Annotated in this window: 5 protein-coding genes and 1 rRNA gene (1 of these 6 only partly in view); 5 read left to right on the top strand and 1 reads right to left on the bottom strand. The window is 43.6% G+C overall.

Annotated features, from left to right (window positions below; translation table 11 throughout):
- Nucleotides 1-1,088 (bottom strand): 16S ribosomal RNA (locus F7734_RS39485) (it extends 401 nt beyond the left edge of the window).
- 313 nt (nt 1,089-1,401) lie between these two features.
- On the opposite strand from F7734_RS39485, the gene glyQ reads away from it, so the two are divergent.
- The 5 genes from glyQ to F7734_RS39460 all read left to right on the top strand — a co-directional run.
- A complete protein-coding gene (glyQ, locus tag F7734_RS39480; RefSeq protein ID WP_166482433.1) occupies nt 1,402-2,271 on the top strand; it encodes a glycine--tRNA ligase subunit alpha in 870 nt (289 codons plus the stop codon).
- A 51-nt stretch (nt 2,272-2,322) separates the two neighbouring features.
- Complete coding sequence (locus tag F7734_RS39475; RefSeq protein ID WP_155749887.1) at nt 2,323-2,802, top strand: DUF4079 domain-containing protein; 480 nt, start codon at nt 2,323-2,325, stop codon at nt 2,800-2,802.
- A gap of 130 nt (nt 2,803-2,932) precedes the next feature.
- The gene (locus F7734_RS39470) at nt 2,933-5,278 is read left to right on the top strand and encodes a ComEC/Rec2 family competence protein (RefSeq protein ID WP_155749886.1); all 2,346 of its coding nucleotides are present in this window, start codon (nt 2,933-2,935) and stop codon (nt 5,276-5,278) included.
- Between the two features lie 450 nt (nt 5,279-5,728).
- A complete protein-coding gene (locus F7734_RS39465; protein WP_347566360.1) occupies nt 5,729-5,983 on the top strand; it encodes a transposase in 255 nt (84 codons plus the stop codon).
- A 161-nt stretch (nt 5,984-6,144) separates the two neighbouring features.
- Nucleotides 6,145-7,500: aspartate kinase (locus F7734_RS39460; protein ID WP_155749885.1), on the top strand; the 1,356-nt coding region annotated here is incomplete at its 3' end.

Raw genomic sequence — 7,500 nt, 5'->3', positions numbered from 1 at the left:
CCAACTTAATGATGGCAACTAAGTACGAGGGTTGCGCTCGTTGCGGGACTTAACCCAACATCTCACGACACGAGCTGACGACAGCCATGCACCACCTGTGTTCGCGCTCCCGAAGGCACTCTCTCCTTTCAGAGAGATTCGCGACATGTCAAGCCCTGGTAAGGTTCTTCGCGTTGCATCGAATTAAACCACATACTCCACCGCTTGTGCGGGCCCCCGTCAATTCCTTTGAGTTTCACACTTGCGTGCGTACTCCCCAGGCGGGATACTTAACGCGTTGGCTCCGGCACTACGCGGGTCGATACGCGTAACGCCTAGTATCCATCGTTTACGGCTAGGACTACTGGGGTATCTAATCCCATTCGCTCCCCTAGCTTTCGTCCCTCAGTGTCAGTTCTGGTCCAGCAGAGCGCTTTCGCCACCGGTGTTCTTCCCGATCTCTACGCATTTCACCGCTACACCGGGAATTCCCTCTACCCCTACCAGACTCCAGTCTCTCAGTTTCCACTGCCCTTATCTAGTTGAGCCAGACTCTTTGACAGCCGACTTGAGTGACCACCTGCGGACCCTTTACGCCCAATCATTCCGGATAACGCTTGCATCCTCCGTATTACCGCGGCTGCTGGCACGGAGTTAGCCGATGCTGATTCCTCAAGTACCTTCATTTTTTTATTCCTTGAGAAAAGAGGTTTACAACCCAAGAGCCTTCCTCCCTCACGCGGTATTGCTCCGTCAGGCTTTCGCCCATTGCGGAAAATTCCCCACTGCTGCCTCCCGTAGGAGTCTGGACCGTTTCTCAGTTCCAGTGTGGCTGATCGTCCTCTCAGACCAGCTACCGATCGCCGTCTTGGTGCGCTCTTACCACACCAACTAACTAATCGGACGCGAGCTCATCTTCAGGCAGCAAGCCTTTCACCCTAAGGCACATCCGGTATTAGCAGTCGTTTCCAACTGTTGTCCCAGACCTGAAGCCAGATTCTCACGCGTTACTCACCCGTCCGCCACTATCTCCGAAGAGACCGTTCGACTTGCATGTGTTAAGCATACCGCCAGCGTTCATCCTGAGCCAGGATCAAACTCTCCGTTTTGAAGTGTTTGTTTAGCTCTTATATCTAGTTGAATTTTTCCCTTCAACTACGGGTTTATTCTTTACTTACGCCAAGTTAACGCTGTATAATTGCTTTCAAACTATAAAATTTTCAAGGTTCGGCACCTGTATGGCGGCGCTTGTTTGTGCGCCCGCCTCATCAGGCACTTTTCTATAGTAGCGACCTACCTTCAGACTGTCAACTATTTCTGAAAAAATTTTTTTCTGACTTTTTTTGAGCATCCCAAACCCTTATATTGACAGGCTTAGGCAACAATGGGATATGCACGCTTCGTATATAAAAGAGGTAAGTTGTGAATTTTCAGTCGATAATAGCCATCTTGCATAAGTTTTGGAGCGATCGCGGATGCCTCATTGCTCAACCCTACGACATGGAAAAAGGCGCAGGTACCAAAAACCCGCATACTTTTTTAAGAGCGTTGGGACCAGAACCTTGGGCTGTAGCTTACGTTGAACCTTGTCGCCGTCCTACGGATGGGCGTTATGGCGAGAATCCCAATCGCTTCCAACACTACTATCAGTACCAAGTTCTGATTAAACCGTCGCCAGATAATATTCAAGAGATATACCTCGATTCCTTAAGGGCTTTAGGTATCCGTCCGGAAGATCGCGATATCCGATTTGTGGAAGACAATTGGGAAGATGCAACTGTAGGAGCCTGGGGTACTGGTTGGGAAGTTTGGTTGGACGGGATGGAAATCACTCAATTTACTTACTTCCAGCAATGCGGAGGAATTGATTGCCGTCCCGTCTCAATCGAAATTACCTATGGCTTAGAGAGATTAGCAATGTACCTCCAAGGAGTAGAAGCAATGGTAAAAATCCATTGGACAGATAACATTACCTATGGAGATGTTCACCTCCAAGGAGAAATTGAACAATGCGTTTACAACTTTGAAGCATCCAATCCGGAAATGCTGCTTGCACTATTTAATATGTACGAGCAAGAAGCGCAACAACTGACAGAACGAGGACTAGTCTTACCCAGCTTGGATTACGTAATCAAGTGCTCTCACACTTTTAACCTCTTAGACGCTAGAGGCGTCATTTCTGTGACAGAGAGGACTCGATATATTGGAAGAATCCGCCACCTGGCACGTAAAGTAGCACAACTATATGTAGAGCAAAGAGAAAAGTTAGGTTTTCCGCTTCTCAAAAAATAGGATAATTTTTTACTGAAGTGTGATTTTGCCAACAATCAAGGTTTGTGACGAATGGTTAATCTTACTGAAGCTTTAGAACCTATTGCAGCTTGGTTTCGTTCTTTAGGTATCCCCGATATCATAGTTCATTGGGGACACCCCGCAATGATGGGTATTGTAATTTTCGTTATGGGTAGCTTTGTGGGATTCACAGGTTGGCGGGGACGACTTGTAGAAGACAAAGAGGCAGCAATCCAAAGCCGCAGCGCTCACCGTAAGATAGCACCATGGATGTTTTTGTTCATGGCACTTGGTTACACAGGCGGAGTTTTATCTTTAGTAATGCAGCGCCAACCCATTCTGGAAAGTTCTCACTTTTGGACAGGCTCGATTTTACTGCTACTGTTATTCATCAATGCTGCAATTTCCTTTAGCGGCTTTGGGGGAAATAAGGGTTCGTTACGTATGCTTCATGCTTATTTAGGCAGTACAGCAATTTGTCTCATGTTCGTACACGCCTTGCTTGGTATAAAGCTAGGTACAAGTTTTTAACAACGCTTTCTCGAAGTTTAAACTTGTACAAGTGCAGCTTGCCTAAGTAAATTTAATGATATAGATAAAGTCCGCTAAAAGCGGGCTTTGCCTTTTTAGCTGCGAATTCTGTTTCCCAGGTATATGTTAGATGATTCAGACAAGTGGTGTCATTATATGTCTTTTCTATATTCTGGGGTTACTGTTAACAGCAGTTCCTTGGGGTGGTTTTTGCGTACTGACTTTAGGCATAGCAGGTGCGGTTGTTTCACGGCAAAAACAAATTAACCGGAGAAAATTTCCTACAAACAAGCAAAATTCTCAAGCCTTAACTCAAACTTCACTGCGATCGCATCCTATCTCTCCCAAAGTCTGCTTAACAGCTGGAGTTGTGGGATTATTAGCAAGCATCTATTTTCAACTGCGAATCCCTCAACCAGCAAAAAACGACATCAGTCAGTTCGTTCCTACAAACAATAACAATCAAGAACAACTTTTTATTGTTCGAGGTGAAGTCCTCAGTACACCTCGTCTTACCCGCAATCAGCGAGGACAATTTTGGTTAGAAGCAACTCAATTAGATGAAGTCAAAAGCGATAGCAGCACTTCTAGTACAAGTAAAGGGGTAGGAGGTAAATTATACGTCACTGTACCTGTACTGCAAGCGACTGGATTGCATCCAGATCAGCAAGTTGCTATCACTGGTATTTTATATAAACCAAAACCAGCCCTGAATCCCGGTGGTTATGATTTTCAAAAATTTCTCAAACAAGAAGGTACTTTTGCTGGTTTAAGCGGACGGCAAATGAGTATTTTAGATGAAGGAACTCAATGGGGATGGTGGAAAATTCGGGAACAAATTGTGCGATCGCAAGTCCGGTGGTTGGGTGTTCCAGAAGGTCCCCTTGTCAGTGCAATGGTTTTGGGTAGCAAAGCTGTTGACTTACCCTACGATATTCGAGACTGGTTTACCACAGTAGGGTTAGCTCACGCTTTAGCAGCTTCAGGGTTTCAAACTTCTCTGATTTTAGGTGTGGTATTGGGGCTAACATCTCAGGCAAAAAGAGGAACCCAAATTCTACTTGGAAGTGCGGCTCTTTTAATCTTTCTCAGTTTAGCAGGTTCCATTGCACCAGTTGTAAGAGCTGTAATTATGGGATTTGCCGCATTAGTTGGCGTGGGATTGAAACGTAAAGTCAAGCAATTAGGCGCTTTACTTATTGCAGCAGTACTAATGTTGCTCTTTAATCCACAATGGATTTGGGATTTAGGATTTCAGCTAAGTTTTTTAGCAACATTTGGATTAATGACTACAGCCACTCCAATAAATCAACGATTACAGTGGTTACCTCCTAGCATTGCTTTCTTAATTTCAGTCCCCGTTGCTGCTATAATTTGGACGCTACCTCTATCGCTGCATTTGTTTAGTGTCATACCAAGTTACAGCTTAATAGTCAATGTCCTTTCTACTCCATTGATTTCTATAATTAGTCTTGGTGGAGTCATAACTGCATTAGTCAGCTTAATCTCAAGCGATTTAGGCAGTACATTATCTTTTGCACTCTATTATCCCACACATTGGTTAATTCAATTAGTAGAATTTTTTGTCAATTTACCAGGAAAAACTGTAGCTGTTGGCAGCATATCTATCGGACAAATGTTGGCAATTTATGGATTGCTTATCTTAGTTTGGTTAGTCAATTGGTGGCAAAAGCGATGGTGGTTTGCAGGTGCGATCGCTCTTGGTTTAATATTTATCCCCATTTGGCATTCGGCAAATAACTTATCTCGAATCACTTTATTAGCATCTGGTCAAGAACCCATTGTTGTCATTCAAAATCAAGGAAAGATAACACTCATTAATAGCGGTCAGGAAGAACCAGGAAACTTGACAGTACTGCCATTTTTAAAACAACAAGGAGTCAATAAAATAGATTTGGCAATTGCTGCTAATTTCCAATCCAACAGTGGAAATGGGTGGGCAAGAATACTACAAGATTTACCAATAGCAACTTTCTATGAATATTCTCCTAAGTCAGAAAATAACGTAGCTAGCTTGGCAATTCAAAATGAATTACAAAAGAACCAAGGAATTTATCAACCTTTATCAGTTGGGCAACAGGTAAATGCAGATTCCATCATTGTACAATTAATCAACAATAAATTACCCATATTACAATTGCAATTCGTCAATCAAAATTGGTTATTTGTAGGGGATATTGAGCCCACAGAATTACGCCAGCTAATAACAGGAGGACTTCCACGCCCGCAAGTGCTGTGGTGTTCCAGCCGCTTATTGAAAGAACTTGTTCCAGCACTACAACCAGAAGTTGCGATCGCACCAAGTGCAAATCTCGATCCAAAAACGCTATCAGAACTGCAACAAAGTCAGACAAAACTCTTTTTTACTGGAAGAGACGGTGCAATTCAATGGACTCCTAAAGGTCAATTTGAGCCCTTTATTCAAGTGGCTGAAAATAAAACCTCAACTTTATAACTATACAGTTGCCGATGCGGTTATAGTACCCGCTCCAATACTTGTCGGTTAAGCCTAAAAAGTACGAAAACACGTTTGTTGGGTTGAGGAACGAAACCCAACATATACAGACATTTGTTGGGTTTCTCCAAGTGTTTACCCAACTTACAAAAATTTTTATCCGAGCAGTATTGGTACCCGCTCCATAACCGCTCGCTGTATCAATTTATTCTTAAAAACTCTAAAAAATCTTCCGGTTCTTGCGCTACTTTTATGGTTTAAATTAAATTTAACAAGATTTGTATAACTAAAATTTAACAGAATCAATGACTGAAGTGTAGATATGGTAGTGGTTTACAAAAATTCAAATAAACCGAAATAATCAAAATGATATAATATAAATTAAACATAAAAAAAGTTTTATGCGATAAGCGCTTTAGCGCTTAAGGGCTTAAGCCCTATCGTTATAAAATTTGCTGTAGAGGAAATGCTGAATCTTGCCGACATGAAAGTGTTAGATTGTCAAGATATGGAAGGCATGAGAATAGTTTTAACAATAGAAAAATGTGTCAACTAATGATTAGATGGTTTGAAGAAATAGTAGGCTACTTTGATGAGAGGACTACAAGTGGTGCGGTTGAAGGAATTAATAACAAACTTAAGTTGATTAAAAGACTTGGCTATGGCTTTCGTAACTTTAACAATTTTCGATTACGCAGTCTATGAAACTGGCATTTTACTATTAATTCTCCATAAAAATAGAGGAAGAACCAATCTTCCAAGGTAAGATCGGAAAAGTATCATATGACTGGTGTATAATTCACTTAGTATAAATTAGTTTAATCCCTTACCGCTTGCCCGAAGCATATTTAATACTATATAAGGTTATGGCTCTCATTGTTCAAAAATACGGTGGTACGTCGGTTGGTTCTGTAGAACGCATACAAGCTGTAGCACAGCGTGTGTGTCAATCTGTTAAAGCAGGAAACTCGCTGGTAGTGGTAGTTTCCGCAATGGGAAAGACCACAGACGGACTTGTTAAACTAGCTTACGAATTAGCAAAAACTCCTAACCGTCGGGAAATGGATATGCTGCTTTCAACAGGAGAGCAAGTATCTATTGCTTTACTGAGCATGGCGGTTCAGGAACTCGGACAGCCCGCTATTTCGCTCACAGGTACACAAGTGGGAATTGTGACAGAAGCTGAACACACTCGTGCCCGCATTTTAAGGATTGAAACAGAACGCATTCAGCGCCATCTCAATCAAGGGAAAGTTGTTGTAGTTGCAGGATTTCAAGGTATTACAAGTACTGAGGAATTAGAAATTACAACTTTAGGACGTGGTGGATCGGATACTTCAGCAGTGGCGTTGGCAGCTGCATTGCAAGCGAATTTTTGTGAGATTTATACCGATGTACCGGGAATTTTAACCACTGACCCCCGTTTGGTTTCAGACGCACGGTTGATGGATGAAATTACCAGTGATGAAATGCTGGAACTGGCTAGTTTGGGGGCGAAAGTATTACATCCCCGTGCCGTAGAAATTGCCCGGAACTATGGCGTTCCTTTAGTAGTGCGTTCTAGCTGGACAAATGACCCCGGTACTTGGGTTATTTCACCCAAACCGCAACCACGACCATTAATTAATTTAGAGATTGCCCGTCCGGTAGACAAGGTAGAATTTGATACCAATCAGGCAAGAGTTGCTCTGTTGCGCGTACCTGATAAACCAGGTGTAGCAGCACGGTTATTTGGCGAAATATCCCGTCAAGACGTAGATGTCGATTTGATTATTCAGTCAATTCACGAAGGGAATACAAACGATATTGCCTTTACTGTAGTGACATCAATATTAAATCGGGCAGAAGCTGTGGCTGAAGCTATAGCCCCAGTTCTTCGGTCTCACAATAGCACTGCCCCAGAAGAAGCGGAAGTGATGGTACAGCAAGATATTGCTAAAGTCAGTATTGCAGGCGCAGGAATGATAGGTCGTCCTGGTGTTGCGGCTCAAATGTTTGCTGCGCTTGCGGAAGCGGGTGTTAATATCCGCATGATTTCTACTAGTGAGGTGAAGGTCAGCTGTGTCATTGCTGACACGGATTGCGATCGCGCCGTAACAGCTCTGTGTCAGGCATTCGAGATATACCGTTCCTCCCCTTCGCCCCGTGGGGGGGGGGGGGGGGGGGGGGGGGGGGGGGGGGGGGGGGGGGGGGGGGGGGGGGGGGGGGGGGGGGGGGGGGGG

It is taken from the genome of Scytonema sp. UIC 10036, from assembly GCF_009725235.1.
This window is presented reverse-complemented; position numbering and strand designations above follow the sequence as displayed.